Annotated in this window: 10 protein-coding genes; 9 read left to right on the forward strand and 1 reads right to left on the reverse strand. The window is 68.9% G+C overall.

The annotated features are described in order from the left end of the window. Positions 1 to 27: 27 nt before the first annotated feature. The gene (locus ACFTZC_RS20480; RefSeq protein WP_382891649.1) at positions 28 to 1,176 is read right to left on the reverse strand and encodes a cytochrome P450; all 1,149 of its coding nucleotides are present in this window, start codon (positions 1,174 to 1,176) and stop codon (positions 28 to 30) included. A gap of 832 nt (positions 1,177 to 2,008) precedes the next feature. Here ACFTZC_RS20480 and ACFTZC_RS20485 point away from each other — a divergent pair. The 9 genes from ACFTZC_RS20485 (at position 2,009) to car (ending at position 15,754) form a co-directional block, all read left to right on the forward strand. After that, a complete protein-coding gene (locus tag ACFTZC_RS20485; protein ID WP_382891651.1) occupies positions 2,009 to 3,046 on the forward strand; it encodes a polyprenyl synthetase family protein in 1,038 nt (345 codons plus the stop codon). A gap of 136 nt (positions 3,047 to 3,182) precedes the next feature. Continuing rightward, complete coding sequence (locus tag ACFTZC_RS20490; RefSeq protein ID WP_382891654.1) at positions 3,183 to 4,337, forward strand: cytochrome P450; 1,155 nt, start codon at positions 3,183 to 3,185, stop codon at positions 4,335 to 4,337. 10 nt (positions 4,338 to 4,347) lie between these two features. After that, on the forward strand, positions 4,348 to 5,244 hold the full coding sequence (locus tag ACFTZC_RS20495) for a 4-hydroxybenzoate octaprenyltransferase (protein WP_382891656.1): 897 nt from the start codon (positions 4,348 to 4,350) through the stop codon (positions 5,242 to 5,244). Between the two features lie 14 nt (positions 5,245 to 5,258). After that, positions 5,259 to 6,089, forward strand: a complete 831-nt coding sequence (locus tag ACFTZC_RS20500; protein ID WP_382891657.1) for an arylamine N-acetyltransferase — start codon at positions 5,259 to 5,261, stop codon at positions 6,087 to 6,089. Further along, positions 6,089 to 8,209, forward strand: a complete 2,121-nt coding sequence (gene pabB, locus ACFTZC_RS20505; RefSeq protein ID WP_382891859.1) for an aminodeoxychorismate synthase component I — start codon at positions 6,089 to 6,091, stop codon at positions 8,207 to 8,209. Before ACFTZC_RS20500 ends, pabB begins: the two co-directional genes overlap by 1 nt. A 111-nt stretch (positions 8,210 to 8,320) precedes the next feature. Then, the gene (locus tag ACFTZC_RS20510) at positions 8,321 to 9,238 is read left to right on the forward strand and encodes a diiron oxygenase (RefSeq protein WP_382891659.1); all 918 of its coding nucleotides are present in this window, start codon (positions 8,321 to 8,323) and stop codon (positions 9,236 to 9,238) included. A gap of 28 nt (positions 9,239 to 9,266) precedes the next feature. Continuing rightward, complete coding sequence (locus tag ACFTZC_RS20515) at positions 9,267 to 10,505, forward strand: cytochrome P450 (RefSeq protein WP_382891660.1); 1,239 nt, start codon at positions 9,267 to 9,269, stop codon at positions 10,503 to 10,505. Between the two features lie 90 nt (positions 10,506 to 10,595). Beyond that, entirely contained in the window at positions 10,596 to 12,257 is a 1,662-nt protein-coding gene (locus ACFTZC_RS20520) for a carbamoyltransferase N-terminal domain-containing protein (protein WP_382891662.1), read from the forward strand. A 110-nt stretch (positions 12,258 to 12,367) separates the two neighbouring features. Then, the gene (gene car, locus ACFTZC_RS20525) at positions 12,368 to 15,754 is read left to right on the forward strand and encodes a carboxylic acid reductase (protein WP_382891664.1); all 3,387 of its coding nucleotides are present in this window, start codon (positions 12,368 to 12,370) and stop codon (positions 15,752 to 15,754) included. The last annotated feature ends 89 nt before the right edge of the window (positions 15,755 to 15,843 follow it).

The raw sequence follows: 15,843 nt of genomic DNA on the forward strand, positions 1-15,843 counted from the left end.
GGCGGGCCGTTCCGGCTGGTCGGTGGGTCACGTGAGTTCCGCGGGAGCCAACGTGTCGTCCAGATCTCCCGACGACGGCCCGGACGCCCCTCCCCGCTGCCGCACCCGCAACTCGGTCAACGCCCGGAGCGGAAACACCGGCCGGTGGTGTGGCGGCCGTCCTGGTGCCGGCGTCAGATCCGGCATCCTGGCGGCGAGGGCCTGTATCGCGATCTCCAGTTCCATGCGGGCGAATCCGGCTCCGAGGCAGAAATGGATGCCGTGCCCGAACGCGAGATGCGTGGCGGACCCACTGCCCGGACTGAACCCGGCCGGACACGCGTGGGCGCGGCTGTCCCGGCCGGCCGCTCCGTACAGCAGAAGGAGCCGGCTCCCCGCGGCCAGGTGGACGTCGCCGATCGCCACGTCGTGGACCGCGGTCCGGTACATGCCCGCCAGCGGACTGTCGAAGCGCAACCCCTCCTCGACAAGGTCCCGTGGGGCGATCGTCCCGTCGACCACCTCGGCCCAGCCGCCGGGTGATTGAAGCTGCTGGAAGAGGATCGTGCCGAGCGCCTCGGCACAGGTCATGTGTCCCGCGAAGATCAGTGTGGGGATCTGGACAGCGGCGTCGTCGGGGGAGAGCGTGTGGCCTGCCTTGCCGTCGTGGAGCAGTTCACTGATCAGGTCGTCCTGCGGTGAGGCGAGCCGCTCCCGCACGAGTGATCGGGCGAACTCTCCGAACTCCATCAGCCCGCGGGCGTATTCACGCAGCTGGTCGGGATCGGCGGAGCGCTGGAGCATCATGAGTTCGATGCGCTGCTCGGACCACAAGCGGCAGCGGTCGAGATACTCGTCCGGGATCCCGAGGCGCCGGCAGATCACCTCAAGGGAGTACGGAACGGCGAACGCCGTGATGAAGTCGAACTCCGTCGCGGCCGCGGCCCGCTCGGCGAAGTCGGCGGCGATCGCACGGACCGTGGGTTCGAACGCTCTGACCCTGGCCGGCGTGAACCCGACGTTGAGCACTTCCCTGATCTTCGTGTGCTCGGGAGGGTCGAGTGACCCGACGGCCAGCGCACCGGCACCGCGCCATGTGCGGAGCATCCGGCGTACGTCCTCGGGCACCTCGACCGTGGAGCGGGGGTTGTGGTCGCGCGCCGTGAAGTTCTGGTCGTCCCGCAGTACGGCAACCATGTCTTCCCGCCGGGTGACGCACCACGCGTCGAGCAAAGGGGCGTAGAAAACCGGCTCCGTCTCTCCGATGTCGGCCAGAAATGAATACGGGTCGTCGCGATGTACGCCGTACGGGTCGAACGATCCGGCTTCATGTGATTGCCCAGAATCAACTGACATAGCCGTTCTGCCTCTCAAGCTTTCAGTGAAACATTCCCGGTGATGATCAGTGACGTTGTGTGATGCCGCTCGGTCCGCCGGGGCCGGGACAGGCCCGTTCGGCCTGGGAGCTGTTCAGCGATCTCGGTACGGCCGGCCCGGTCGAAGTGCGGCAGTTCTACTCCGTTCCGTCCCATTCCGTTCCGTGCCATGACGTCCGCGTCGGAATGCCTGGCTTGCGTTGCCGAACAGGGCATCCGCGCCGGTCGGTGGAGACCGAGTCCTTCGCGGGAAGTCTTGCTCTGCCGTCGGGCGCCGGCTTAATGACCGGACTCGAATACGGCCTTGGAGCCGCCCAGCGGCTACCAATCTGCAGGGTAGTCTAATCCAGGTCTTACGCAGTCTTCTTTGGGGTTTTTCCTAAAGTCGAGCACGCTTGCCCTGTGTCGTTGACACGGCCCGAGGGGTCGTTCAGGATGGCGGTCGGAACGGTCACACAAATTCCGGCGCATCACTCCAGGTTCGGATTGTGCGTGGACGCGGGAGCTTCCTGCGTATTGACCTGCGGTGATTTCGCGTGGTGTATTTACCCAGCATTTCCGGCACAGTGATTTTCGGTGGTGCAATTCGCGAACCCCATGCGCGTAGGTTCTGACCAGGAATGGGGAAGGCATGCGACCGGAGGAGAATCCCGATGAGCGCACTCGACACCTCGTCGACCGGGCTCCCATCCTTCCTGTCGCCGAGGACGGTGCAGTCCACGGTATGGCCCGTTGTACGGCAGCAGGTTTCCGCACTGGAGCCGACCCTGGCCCGGATCTGCTCCTACCACCTCGGCTTCATCGACGAACACGGTGACCCCAGCGGCGCGGCGGGCGGCAAGCTGACCCGTGCCGCCCTCATGACAGCGGCGGCCGATGGAGTCGGCCTGCGGCCGGAGGACGTGCGGTGCCAGGCGGCGGCACTGGAGTTGCTGCACAACTCGACCCTGATCCACGACGACATCATCGACGCGGACGAGCTGCGTCGCGGTCGCCCGGCCGCGTGGAAGGTGTTCGGCGCCGGTCGGGCCATCCTGGCCGGGGACGCGTTGCAGGCCCTTGGGCTGAGGATGGTCGTCGACGACCCGGGTCCCGGCCGTGTGGAGATCTCCAGCCTGTTCGCCGGAGCCCTCGGTCTGGTTCTCGCGGGCCAGGCCCGCGAGTTCACCGTCCGGTCGGCTGCGGGAGCCGGCATCGCGGAGTACGAGCGGATCGTGGAGGAGAAAACGTCCGCGCTGCTGGAGTGCGCACTGGTGACGCCCGCACTGCGGGCGGGTAAACCGGAGCACGTCCTGGCCGCCCTGCGCGGCGCCGGCAGGCATCTGGGCCTCGCCTTTCAGATCTTCAACGACGTCGAGGACATCTGGGGCGATCCCGCCGTGACCGGCAAGCCCGTCCGGAGCGACATCCTGCGGCGCAACCCGAGTTGTCCGGTGCTGGCGGCCATGTCCACCGACAGCCCGGCAGGCGAACGACTGCGCCGGCTGTGGCACGCCGACGGCACCACGGCCACGTACCTCCAGGAGATGGCCGACCTCGTCGAGGAAACCGGCGGCCGGCACATGGCCGAGCAGCTGTCCCGCAGTCATCTGGACTCGGCTCTGGAGTACCTCGGACGAGCCGAGCTGTCCCCGGCCGCGTCCACCGAACTGACCGCGTTGTTCGACCGCATCGTCAACCGCACGGCATGACCCGTACTCCCGGCAGGGACGGTATCCGGACCGGAGTACATGATCACGGCCGGCACCCAGTACGTCGCGCTCGTCCTCGACAAGATGGTCTGAATCTCGATTCCGGCGGAGGCCGTCAGTGAGTACCCCAGCTCAATTGCCTTTCGAGCAGACGAATGTGCTGCAACTCGCGCCAGGGCTGCGCACGCTCCAATCCCAGGGCGCGGTCCATCGGGTGCGTACCGCCGAGGGCGACGAGGCGTGGCTGGTCACCGGCCATGCCTGGGTGAGGCAGCTGCTCGACGACGACCGGCTCGGCCGCTCCCATCCCGATCCCGAGGCCGCGGCGAAGGACAGCGGGTCGGCGCTGCTGGCCGGCCTGCTGGGCGGCTTCGCCACCGACCACGCCCGGTTGCGTGCGCTGCTGGAGCCGCACTTCTCACCCGAGCGGATGCTGGCGCTGCGGCCCTACGTCGAGAAACTGACCGGACAGCTCCTGGACGGACTGGCCGGGCAGGAGCCACCGGTGGACCTGCGCCAGGCGTTGGCGCTGTCGCTGCCGATTCAGGTGATGTGCGAGTGGCTGGGCGTGCCCAAGGAGGACAAGGACCGGTTCGGCGGCTGGACCCAGGACGCCGCCAACGTCGGGGACCCGGTCAGGTCCCAGCAGGGGATGGGCGAGTTGTTCGGCTACTGCCGGCAACTCGTCGCCGACAAACGGAAGAATCCGGGCGATGACGCGATCTCCCGGATCTGCGCGACCGAGGGGATCAACGACAACGAGGTCATCGGGCTGACGGCGTTGTTGCTGTTCGGGGGGTACGAGACCACGGTGGCCCGGATCGGCACCTGTGTGTCGCTGTTGCTGGCCAACCCCGAGCAGTGGCAGGCGCTGCTGCACGACCCGGGTCTCATCCCCGGCGCGGTCGAGGAAACCCTGCGGATGTCGATGCCGAACCCGCACAACGGCGGCATGCCCCGTTACGCGCTGACGGACTTCGAGATCGACGGGGTCACCATCCGGACCGGCGACTTCGTCCTGCTGAACATCATCGCGGCCAACCACGACGAGACGGCCTTCGCCGACCCCGGCCGGGTCGACGTCACGCGCGACACCACGGGCAGCCTCATGTTCGGGCACGGTGCGCACTACTGCGTCGGCGCGATGCTGGCCCGGATGCAGCTGCAGGTGGTGCTCACCCAGCTCGTCGCGCGCTTCCCGACCCTGCGTCTGGCGGTCGGTGCGGAGGAACTGAGGCTGCGCGACAACACGCTGATCGGCGGGTTGATCCAACTTCCGGTGACCTGGTGATTGGATCCTGATGCTGTACAAGATATCCACGGGCGTCGTCACGAAGAGCCCGGATTCGGTCCGCGCGTATCTCCTGCTGATGCGACTGGACAGGCCTACGGGGTACGTGCTCTACCTGCTTCCGGGGCTGTGGGCCCTCGCCCTCGCCCCCGGGCAACGAGCGGACCCGCTGACGGTGGTGGTGGTCGCCGTCGCCGCGGTGCTGGTACGCGGCGCGGCCTGCGCGGTCAACGACGTGGTCGACAAGGAGGTCGACGCCCGGGTCGCCCGCACCGTGTCGCGTCCCGTCGCGTCGGGGACGATCAGCGTCGGGAACGCACTCCTGTTCGCCGCCGCACAGGGCGTGGTCGCCCTGCTGGTCCTGGCGGTGGCGAACGTGGAGACAGCCCTGGTCGCCGCTGCCTCGTACCCGTTGATCGTCGCGTACCCCTACATGAAGCGCATCTTCTTCTGGCCCTCGGCCTTCCTGGCCCTGGTGATGAGCGTCTACGTGCTCATCGGCTGGACGGCGGTGACCGGGAGCGTCGACTATCCGCCCGCGGTGTACGGCCTGTACGCCGGCGGGGCCTTCTGGACCCTGATCCACGACGCGATCTACTCCCATCAGGACAAGGAGTACGACCGGAACATCGGTGTCAAGTCGTCCGCCCTGCTCTTCGGCAAGGCCACCAAGGCATGGCTGGCGATCTTCATCGTGGTCAGCGTCGGCGGCGTGCTGTGGGCCGGTTCCCAGATGTCGATGGGGTGGGCGTTCCACCTGATCGTCGTGGGCGCGGGTCTCTTTCTCTCCTCTCTGCTCGTACGGGTGGACCTGGATGATCCGAAAGCGTGCTGGGACGCCTTTGTCGCCAACACCTACTTCGGCTGGATCATCCTCGCGGCCGTGGTCGCCGGGCAGTTCACATGAAGGATGAGCTACGGGTGACAGATTCGATGTGGCAGGGGAGCGGCGTCGACCTGGACGCCTACCTGACCCGCGTGGGCTACCGGGGCGACGTGGCGGCCGACCTCGCCACACTGCGGGGCCTGCACACCGCCCACGTCGACGCGATCGCCTTCGACAACCTCGACGCGGTGCTCGGGCGCACGGTGGTGCCGCTGGACCTGGACAGCGTCCAGGAGAAGATCGTGCGGCGGGGCCGCGGCGGCTGGTGTCTGGAACAGGTCGTGCTGATGGCGGCCGTGCTGGACCGCATCGGGTTCACGTTCACGGCGTTCGCCGGCCGGACGCGGATCCGCACCGGGAAGAAGTCCGGACCGGCCCTGCACGTGGCCCTGTGCGTGGAACTCGACGGCGAACGCTGGCTCCACGACGTGAGTTTCGGTGGCTACGGACCGCACGAGCCGATCCGGCTCGCGGAGAACGCGCGGCTGGACGGCGACTGGCCGTTCGACCTCGTACGGGAGCCGACCGGTGAACACGTGCTGCGGTTCCTGCGGCCGGAGGGACCGGCGGAGCTCTACGGCTTCACCACGGACGTGCGCTATCCGTCGGACTTCGAGCTCCTCAACCACTTCTGCCTCACCCATCCGCGCTCGCCGTTCAACCACCAAATGGTCCTCCAGCGCACACAGCCCGACGTGAGGCACGTCCTCGCCGGCAGCACTCTCACGGAAATACGTCCCGGAGAGCCGGCGACCGTCCGGGAACTCGACGTCGACGAGATGCTTTCCGCTCCCCAGGAGATCTTCGGGATCACCTTGGAACCGAGTGACGTCCAGGCGCTCTGGAAAATCTTGGACGGTCCATGATGCGTACCCTGCTGCTGGACAACTACGACTCGTACACCTTCAACCTGTACCAGTTGATCGCCGACATCAACGGCCAGGAGCCGGTCGTCATGGTCAACGACGATCCCAAGCTCTCCGGCCTGCGGCTGGAGGACTTCGACAACATCGTGATCTCCCCCGGCCCGGGACGGCCGCAGAACCCCCGCGACGTCGGCCTCCTCGGCGACCTGCTGCGCCGCACCACACTGCCCGTGCTGGGCGTCTGCTTCGGCCATCAGATGATCGCGCACCTGGCCGGAGCGCCGGTGGTCGCCGCGCCAGAACCGAGACACGGGCACCTCGCCAAGGTCTCCCACGAGGGAGATCCGCTGTTCGCCGGAATTCCGCGTGAATTCGTCGCGGTTCGCTACCACTCGCTGTGCGTGCGGGAACCCCTGCCCGAGGAACTCGTCGCCACCGCGTGGGCGGACGACGGTGTCATCATGGCGCTGCGCCACCGCGATCTGCCGCAGTGGGGCGTGCAGTTCCACCCCGAGTCGATCGCGTCCCAGTACGGGCGGGAGATCCTACGGAACTTCGCCGAACTGACCCGCCGGACACGGCACGGACAACGGCCGTCCGCCACCGTCGCCGACGCCGTCACCGGCACCGACCCCGTGACCGTACGGTCCGACGACGCGTCCGGCGCGGTCGGGGGACTGGGAATCATCAGCACGGTCGTGTCGACGGCCGCCGATTCCGAGGCCGTTTTCCTCAAGCTCTTCGACAACATCCCGTACTGCTTCTGGCTGGACAGCAGCCGGGTGGAGGAAGGCCTGTCCCGGTTCTCGTTCCTCGGCGACACATCAGGTCCGCTCAGCGAGGTCCTGACCTACCGCACCGGCAGCGGGACCGTGGAAGTGCGCGACGCGAACGGCGTCCACCGCGTCACCGGCAGCGTGTTCGACGTCCTCGACCGGCGGCTGCGCGACCGGCGCGTCCCCGACACGGACCTGCCCTTCGACCTGACCGGCGGCTACGTCGGCTACTTCGGCTACGAACTCAAGGCCGAATGCGGGTCCACGGCCCGCCACACCGCCGAAACGCCGGACGCCGTCTGGATGTTCGCCGACCGTGTCATCGCGGTCGACCACCAGGAGGGAGTGACCTACCTGGTGGCCGTCCACGACGAGAGGACCCGGCGCGACGCGCAGGACTGGGTGGACCGGACGTCCGCGCTCCTGAGGGGTCTGAACCCGGCCGACGCCGGGCCGCCACGCGAACCGGCCGCCGGCCCGCCCCCGCATGCCGGGGAGTACCTCGGCCGCGGCCGGAGCCAGTACCTGGCGGACATCACGGAGTGCCGACGGCAGCTGAACCGGGGCGAGAGCTACGAGATCTGCCTGACCAACACGCTGCACATGCCGTTCCACGACGACGACACCTCCTTCTACCTGAGGCTGCGCCGGGCCAACCCGGCGCCGTACGCCGCCCTTCTGCGCCTCGGCGACGTCACGGTCTTCAGCTCCTCGCCGGAGCGGTTCCTGCGCATCGAGAGGGACCGCACGGTCACCAGCAAGCCGATCAAGGGCACGGCCCCTCGCGACGACGACCCGGTGCGCGACGCCGAACTGGCCGCCACCCTCGCCTCCAGTGCCAAGACCCAGGCCGAGAACCTGATGATCGTCGACCTGTTGCGCAACGACCTGGGCCGGGTGTGCGAGGTGGGCAGCATCGAGGTCGACCCGTACCTGGCCGTCGAGAGCTACGAGACCGTGCACCAACTGGTCTCCACCGTTCGGGGCCGGCTCAAGGACGGGGTCAGCGCGCTGGACTGCGCCCGGCGGTGCTTCCCGGGCGGGTCGATGACGGGGGCGCCGAAGCTGCGCACCATGGAGATCATCGACCGCTTGGAGGCGGAGGCCCGGGGTGTCTACTCCGGCGCCCTCGGCTACTTCGGCCTCTCCGGTGGTACGGACCTGAACATCGTGATCCGCACCGCGGTCCGTGTCGGTGACCGGTTGACCATCGGAGCCGGCGGGGCGATCGTGCTCGACTCCGACCCGCAGGAGGAGTACGAGGAGATGCTGCTCAAGGCGGCGGCGTCGCTCCGCGCCTGGCGCGCCCCGGCGGTGTCGGACGTGGGCGGCTCCCCACGATGAACACAGCGATGAGCATCGCGATGAGCACAGCGGTTCGGCCTGTGGCCGGTTCTCCGCATCCGGTCGGCGCCCGCCAGATTCCCGTGGCGAACCCACGAAGGAGGTCTCCCGATGACCGCGGCGCGTGAAGTGCCCGAGTACGAGCGCGACCTGCTGGCGCAGTTGACGCTCCGCTGGGGGAAGCGAGTGGCCGTCAAGAAGGACGAGCTCGACCTCGACGGTCACTTCGACGCGGCGCTGCCGGACTTCCCCGGACACCTCGTCCCGGTGCTGGGCCTGCCCGGTGCCGACCGGCTCGACCGGGAGGCGCGCGAGCGCATCCTGTCCGCGGCGTGGATCGCCTACAACGCCAAGACCGCGGCCATCGAGGACGAGATCATCCTGCCGGCCTGCCGGTTGATGCTGCACGAGCGGATCCCCGTCCGCCGCGACGACGTCGCCGTCGACGCGCTGCACCAGACGATCATCGACGAGCATTACCACATCCTGATGTGCCACAACGCCGTCGGCGTCACCCGCAGGCGGCGCGGCCTGGCGGACGTACGGTTCGCGCCGGGCGTCTGGTCGGTCGTCCAGGGACGGGACGCGGTCCGCGCCGGGCTGTCCGGGTTCGACCGCGACATCGTCGACATCGCGTTCTCCCTGGCCGCCGAGACGACGATCAGCGGGTTCCTCTCCGCACTCGCCACCGCCCGGGAGATCCAGCCGATGAACCGGATCACCACCGATCTGCACCGGCGGGACGAGAGCGGACACGCGGTGGTGTTCCGCGAGTTGTGCGGCTCGCTCTACCGGAGCCTGGACGGCGCACAGCGGCGGACGTTCCGCGAGGCGCTCGCCACCGGGCTCACCGCGTTCCGCTCCCCCGACCTGGAACCCTGGGTGCAGGTGGCGGCCCAGGGCGGCTTCGAGATCGACACCGGTCAGCTGAGCGCGTGGGCCGCGTCCCGTCCCGCGCCCGCGCGGGACACCGGACCGCTGCACCTGCTCCTCGACGACCTGGGCATCAGCCACGACCTCGTCGAGTGAAACCAACAACATCTTCGAGGATGCGCCCATGGATCAGGATTCCACCCTTCTGGAACTCGACGACGCCTTCGTACAGGACCCTTACTCGGTGTACGCGAAGCTCAGCGCCGAAGGCTCGGCGCACCGGGTGCGGATGCCCCCCGGAGTCCCCGTGTGCGGCGGACTGCCGGTCTGGCTCATCACCGGATACGAGGCGGTGCGCTCCGCACTGGCGGATCCCCGGTTGAGCACCGATCTGACCAGGATGGACCGGCTGTTCGGGCAGAACGAGCCGGACAGCAACCGGCGTGCCGGCTTCTCGCCGGTCATCGCCAGCCACATGCTGAACTCCGACCCGCCGGACCACACCCGGATGCGCAAGCTCGTGAGCAAGGCCTTCACCAGCCGCGCCGTCGAAGCGCTCCGGCCGGAGATCGAGCGGATCACCGGCGGGCTGATCGATGCCCTCCCGGACGACGACACGGTCGACTTTCTGGACGCCTTCGCGTTTCCGCTGCCGATCCGGGTGATCTGTCTGCTGCTGGGTGTGCCGGTCGAGGAGCAGGAGAACTTCAAGTCCTGGTCCAAGGCGCTCGTCTCCGGCGACTCCCCCGAAGCGGCCGCCACCGCCACGACCGAGGTGGTCGCGTACCTCGGCGAACTCATCGAGCGCAAACGCCGCGTGCCCACCGACGATGTGCTCGCCGCCGTGGTCTCGGCACACGACGTCGACCACCAGCTGACCGAGATCGAACTGGTCTCGATGGCCTACCTGCTGTTCGTCGCCGGTTTCGAGACCACCCTCAACGCCCTGGGCAACGGCACGCTCCACCTGATGCGGAACCCGGACCAATGGGAGGCACTGCGCGAGGACCGTGCCCTCCTCCCCGGCGCGGTCGAGGAATTCCTGAGGCTGGAGAGCCCGCTGAAGCACGCCTCCTTCCGGTGTGCGACGGAGGACCTGACCTTGGGTGGCGTCGAGATCCGGGCCGGTGACTTCGTGCTGCTGGCGATCGCCTCCGCCAATCGTGATCCACAGCGCTTCCACGATCCGCATGCGCTGGACGTCCGCAGGCCGACCGACGGCGGCCATCTGGCCTTCGGACACGGCATCCACCACTGCCTCGGGGCGCCGCTGGCCAGGGTGGAGTTGCGGGTGGCGTTCGGCGCCCTGCTCGACGCGTTCCCCGCCATGGGGCTCGCGGCCGACCCGGCGGAACTGCGGTGGCGTACCAGCACGATCATTCGCGGGCTCCACTCGCTGCCGGTACGGCTGAACCGCCGCTAGCGGCGGGTGATGAATATCGCGTCACCGGTCCTTTTGATGTGACTGCCGGAATCCAGGCCGCTGTGCGGCAAGAAAGGTGTGGCTGACCACATGCTCATATGCGGGATCAAGGCATCGCACGACGGCGGGGTCGCCGTCATCGACGACGGTCGCCTTCTCTTCAGCTACGAGATCGAGAAGCTGAACAACGGCGAACGCTACAGCCCCCTCGGAGACCTGGAACGCGTGGCGGAGATCCTCGCCGCAGAGGGTCTGTCACCCGCCGACATCGACCAGTTCGTGGTCGACGGCTGGTACACGAAAGACGCCACGGGCGAGCCCGCCGTCACGGTGAACTCCGGCGGCCTGCCGGTGCGGTTGCGGGTCGCACCGTACCTGGAGAGCCCCGGCGACGACGGGCCGCTGCAACGCCACACCTTCAGCGGCCATGGTTTCGACCACTACGCCGGCTACACCCACGTCGCCAACCATCTCATCGGCACGTACTGCTCAAGCCCGTTCGCCGCCAGGGGCGAAGACGCGTTCGTCGTGGTCTGGGACGGCCTCATCACGCCCCGCCTCTACCAGGTGCGGGCCGCGACCCGTGAGGTGGCCTTCGTCGAGGCCCTGCTGCCCGTCTTCGGAGGCAGCTTCGCGGCCTTCTGCTCGCGCTTCGAGCCGTACCTGCTCAACACCGACGACGTCACGTCGGACCGGTACATCCGCCAACACCTCTCCGTCGCCGGGAAGGCCATGGCGTACGCGGCCAAGGGCCGGGTCGAGACCGGTGCCTTCGCCGTCCTCGACGACCTCATGGCCGAGTTCCGCGACCTTCCCGTCGACAAGGTGGGTGTGCTGGGCGACAAGGTCGCCGCGAACAGGGACGAACTGATGCCGGGCCTGTCCAACGCGGACCTCATCGCCACCTATCAGGCCTACCTCGGCCACCACCTGCTCGCGCGGCTCACCTCGGCGGTACGGAGCCGCTTCCCCGACGGCGGCCACAACCTGGTGCTCGGCGGCGGCTGCGCGCTCAACATCAAGTGGAACACCGCGATTCGGGCCAGTGGGGTGTTCCAGGAAGTCTTCGTCCCGCCCTTCCCCAACGACGCGGGGGCGGCGATCGGAACAGCGGCCTGCGAGATGTTCCGGCGCGGCCGGACGGCGCTGGAGTGGGATGTCTACAGCGGGCCGCGGATCACCACGGGCACCCTGCCCGACGGGTGGCGGGCACAGCCCTGCGACGAACGGCAACTGGCCGCCCTGCTGCACACCGAGGGTGAACCGGTGGTCGTCCTCTCCGGCCGGGCGGAGCTGGGCCCGCGCGCCCTGGGCAACCGGAGCATCCTGGCGCCCGCGACCGACACCCGGATGAAGGACCGGCTCAACGACATCAAGAACCGGGCCCCGTACCGGCCCGTCGCGCCCATCTGCCTGGAGGACCGCGCGCCGGAGATCTTCGCCCCCGGCACGCCCGACCCGTACATGATCTTCGAGCACCGTATGCGGCCCGGTTGGGCCGAACGCGTCCCGGCCGTCGTTCACCTGGACGGCACCGCCCGGCTCCAGACCATCGCGTCGACCCAGGACACCGACACCGCCCGTATCCTCACCGCCTACGCGGAGATCAGCGGCGTACCCGTGCTGTGCAACACGAGCGCGAACCTTGAGGGACGGGGATTCTTTCCCGACGTCGAGTCGGCGGCGAAGTGGGGCGGGACCCGCTACATCTGGTCCGAGGGGACGCTTTACACCAACCCCCGCGTGGAGTGATGCCCCCGTGCGGTCCACGGCACCAACGGCGACATCAGCCGCTGACGCGGCGGGCGCTCCCCGATCCAGCCTGATCCGAACGACAGACCCTCAGCGACGCGGAGATCACCGTGCGACTCGCGCAAGTCATGGCACATGCCTTTGAGCGCTATCAGGACCGGCCCGCCGTCGGTGAGCGCGCGAGGGAGTTCGTGCGGGACGCCCGGACCGGGCGCGTTGCGGCCCGTCTGCTGCCGTACTACGAAATGACCACCTACCGGCAGCTGTGGAGCCGCATCCAGGCCGTGGCGAGCGAATGGCACCACCACCCGAGGCGCCCTCTCGTCGCGGGCGACCGGGTGGCCCTCCTCGGCTTCAGCAGCCGGGACTACGCGACGCTGAACCTGGCGTGCGCCCAACTCGGCGTTGTCATGGTCCCGTTGCAGACCAGTGCGGCGACCGGGCACCTGACGTCCGTCCTGGCGGAGACCGAGCCGTTCCTCGTCGCCACGAGCATCGAACGACTGGGCACGGCGACCGACCTGTCCCTGCGCACCCCTTCGGTCCGGCGGCTGGTCGTGTTCGACTACCACCCGGGCGCCGAGGACCAGGCGGACCGATTCGCCGCCGCCCGCGACAGCCTGGCCCAGGCCGGACGGGACGTGGAGGTCGTCGCCCTGTCGGAGGTCCTCGACCGCGGCGCGGCCCTGCCCGAGGCGCAGCCGTACACCCCCGGCGACGACGAGGACCCCCTCACGATGCTCATCTACACCTCGGGGAGTACGGGAACGCCGAAGGGCGCGATGTACACCGAGCGGCTGGCCAGGGTGATGTGGGAGTACCTGGTGAAGCCGACCGGCACGGATACGGTCACCCTCAACTACACACCGATGAGCCATGTCGCGGGCCACTTCTCGCTGACGAACACACTGGCGCGCGGCGGCACCAACTGCTTCACCGCCAGTAGCGACCTGTCGACCTTCTTCGAGGACATCGCTCTCGTACGGCCCACCGAGCTGTCCCTGGTGCCGCGCGTGTGCGAGATGTTCCACCAGCTCCACCGGAGCGAGCTGGACCGGCGGATCTCCGCGGGCACCGACCCGGAGCGGGCCGCCGCCGAGGTGCGCGAGCAGCTCCGCGAGGAGGTCCTCGGCGGGCGCGTCCGCTGGGCCAGCTGCGGCTCCGCCCCGCTGTCCGCCACACTGACCGCGTTCACCGAGGACCTCCTCGGCGTTCCCCTGCACAACGTGTACGGCTCCACGGAGGTCGTGGGCATCGCCGCCGACGGCGTGATGCTGAGCCCGCCGGTGATCGACTACAAGCTGGCCGACGTGCCCGAGCTCGGCTACTTCCGCACCGACGCCCCGCACCCGCGCGGCGAGCTCCTGGTGAAGGCCGACGGCATCCCCGGCTACTACAAGCATCCCGAGCTGACGGCGGAACTCTTCGACGAGGACGGCTACTACAGGACCGGCGACATCGTCGCGGAGCTCGGACCGCGCCGGATCGCCGTCGTGGACCGCCGCAAGAGCGTCCTGAAGCTGTCCCAGGGCGAGTTCGTGGCGACCGCCAGGCTGGAATCGGTCTTCGCCGCCTCCCCGTCGGTGCGGCAGATCTTCCTCTACGGCAACAGCGAGCGCTCGTACCTGCTCGCCGTCGTCGTGCCCACCCCGGACGCCCTGCGGCGGTACGGGGACGACCCGGAACGTCTCGAACAACTGCTGAGCGAATCGCTCCGGCGGATCGCGAAGGACACCGGCCTGAACTCGTACGAGATACCCAGGGGTCTGCTGATCGAGGCCGAGCCGTTCAGCCACGCCAACGGCCTGCTGTCGGACCAGCGGAAGCTGTTGTGGCCTCAGCTCGTGGAGCGTTACGGCGAGCGGCTGGAGCATCTGTACGCCGAGATCTCGGCCCACGAGACCCGGGAACTGCTCGACCTGCGCCGCACCGGCGGCGACCGGCCGGTGCTGGAAACGGTCCAGCGGGCCGCGCGGGCGCTGCTGGTGGGCTCGACGACCGAGGTGAGTCCCTCCGCGCACTTCCGGGACCTCGGCGGCGACTCGCTGTCCGCGGTGTCACTGTCGAACCTGCTGCACGACACCTTCGGTGTCCGGGTACCGGTCGACGTCGTCATCAGCCCCGCGCACGACCTGCGGCGGCTGGCCGCCTACGTCGAGGCCAAGCGCACGGCCACCGCGACGCGCCCCACCTTCGCGTCGGTGCACGGCGAGGACGCCACCGGGACGCACGCCGAGGACCTCGTCCTGGGCCGGTTCATCGATGCGGCGACGCTCGACGGCGCCCGCCGCCTCCCGCGCCCCGCCGGGGAGCCACGCCGCGTTCTGCTGACCGGCGCGAGCGGATACCTGGGGCGCTTCCTCACCCTTGAGTGGCTCCAACGGCTGGCCCCGGCCGGCGGCAGGCTGATCGCCGTGGTCCGCGGCGAGGACCCGGACGCCGCCGGACGGCGACTGGCCGATGCCTTCGGCGGCGAGGACTCCGAACTGGCTTGTACGTTCCAGGAGTTGGCTGCGGAGCACCTGGAAGTGCTGGCAGGGGACATCGCCGAGCCGAGGCTGGGCCTGGACGAGGCGACGTGGGAACGGCTGACCGGTGAGGTCGACCTGATCGTCCACGCGGGCGCCCTGGTGAACCACATGCTGCCTTACCGCCACCTGTTCGACGCCAATGTCCTCGGAACCGCGGAGCTCATCCGGCTGTCCCTGACCGAACGGCTCAAGCCGGTGACGTACATATCCAGCACGGCCGTGTCCCTGTCCCGGAAGGGACAGCCCCTTGACGAGGACACCGACGTGCGCGCCGCGCTGCCGGGCCGGCCGATAGACGACGGGTACGCCGGCGGGTACACGACGAGCAAGTGGGCGGGGGAGGTGCTGCTGCGGGAGGCGCACGACCTGTGCGGCCTGCCGGTGACGGTGTTCCGCTCCAACATGATCCTCGCGCACAGCCGCTACCCCGGGCAGCTGAACGTGCACGACATGTTCAGCCGACTGCTGTTCAGCCTCCTCGTGACGGGCGTGGCCCCGAGCTCCTTCTACCGGACCGACAGCGGCGAGGAACCGCGGGCCCACTACGACGGCCTGCCCGTCGACTTCACCGCGGCATCGGTCGTCACGCTGGGACGGAGCACCTCCGGGTACCGGACCTTCAGTCTGGTGAACCCGCACGACGACGGCATCTCCCTCGACACGTTCGTGGAGTGGCTCATCGAGGACGGCCACGGTATCGAGCGGATCGCGGACTACGGCGACTGGCTCGCCCGCGTCGAAGCCGCCCTGCGCAACCTGCCCGAGGCACAGCGCCAGTACTCCGTCCTTCCCCTGTTGCGGGGCTTCCGGGAACCGGGCGAGGCGGTGCCCGGTTCGGACGTCCCGTCGGCCCGCTTCCGGGAGGCCGTCCGGGCGGCCGGCATCGGACCGGACCGCGATGTGCCGCACCTGTCCCCGGCCCTCATCCGCACGTACGTGACGGCCCTGCGGCGCCTGATGACCTAGAGGTTCCCCTCACCCCGCACAACAGCCTGCGCGGCGCTGAGTGCCTGTGTGAACCTTGCGTACGGGGCGAGGCGTCCTCGGCTCCGTCG

The sequence above is a fragment of the Streptomyces sp. NPDC056987 genome, assembly GCF_042673865.1.
GTDB lineage: Bacteria > Actinomycetota > Actinomycetes > Streptomycetales > Streptomycetaceae > Streptomyces.

What these genes read in the sequence shown, in the direction of transcription:
- ACFTZC_RS20480 (WP_382891649.1), bottom strand. Translation starts at nt 1,176, where the DNA reads ATGGTTGCCGTACTGCGGGACGACCAGAACTTCACGGCGCGCGACCAC.
- ACFTZC_RS20485 (WP_382891651.1), top strand. Translation starts at nt 2,009, where the DNA reads ATGAGCGCACTCGACACCTCGTCGACCGGGCTCCCATCCTTCCTGTCG.
- ACFTZC_RS20495 (WP_382891656.1), top strand. Translation starts at nt 4,348, where the DNA reads ATGCTGTACAAGATATCCACGGGCGTCGTCACGAAGAGCCCGGATTCG.
- pabB (WP_382891859.1), top strand. Translation starts at nt 6,089, where the DNA reads ATGCGTACCCTGCTGCTGGACAACTACGACTCGTACACCTTCAACCTG.
- ACFTZC_RS20510 (WP_382891659.1), top strand. Translation starts at nt 8,321, where the DNA reads ATGACCGCGGCGCGTGAAGTGCCCGAGTACGAGCGCGACCTGCTGGCG.
- ACFTZC_RS20515 (WP_382891660.1), top strand. Translation starts at nt 9,267, where the DNA reads ATGGATCAGGATTCCACCCTTCTGGAACTCGACGACGCCTTCGTACAG.
- ACFTZC_RS20520 (WP_382891662.1), top strand. Translation starts at nt 10,596, where the DNA reads ATGCTCATATGCGGGATCAAGGCATCGCACGACGGCGGGGTCGCCGTC.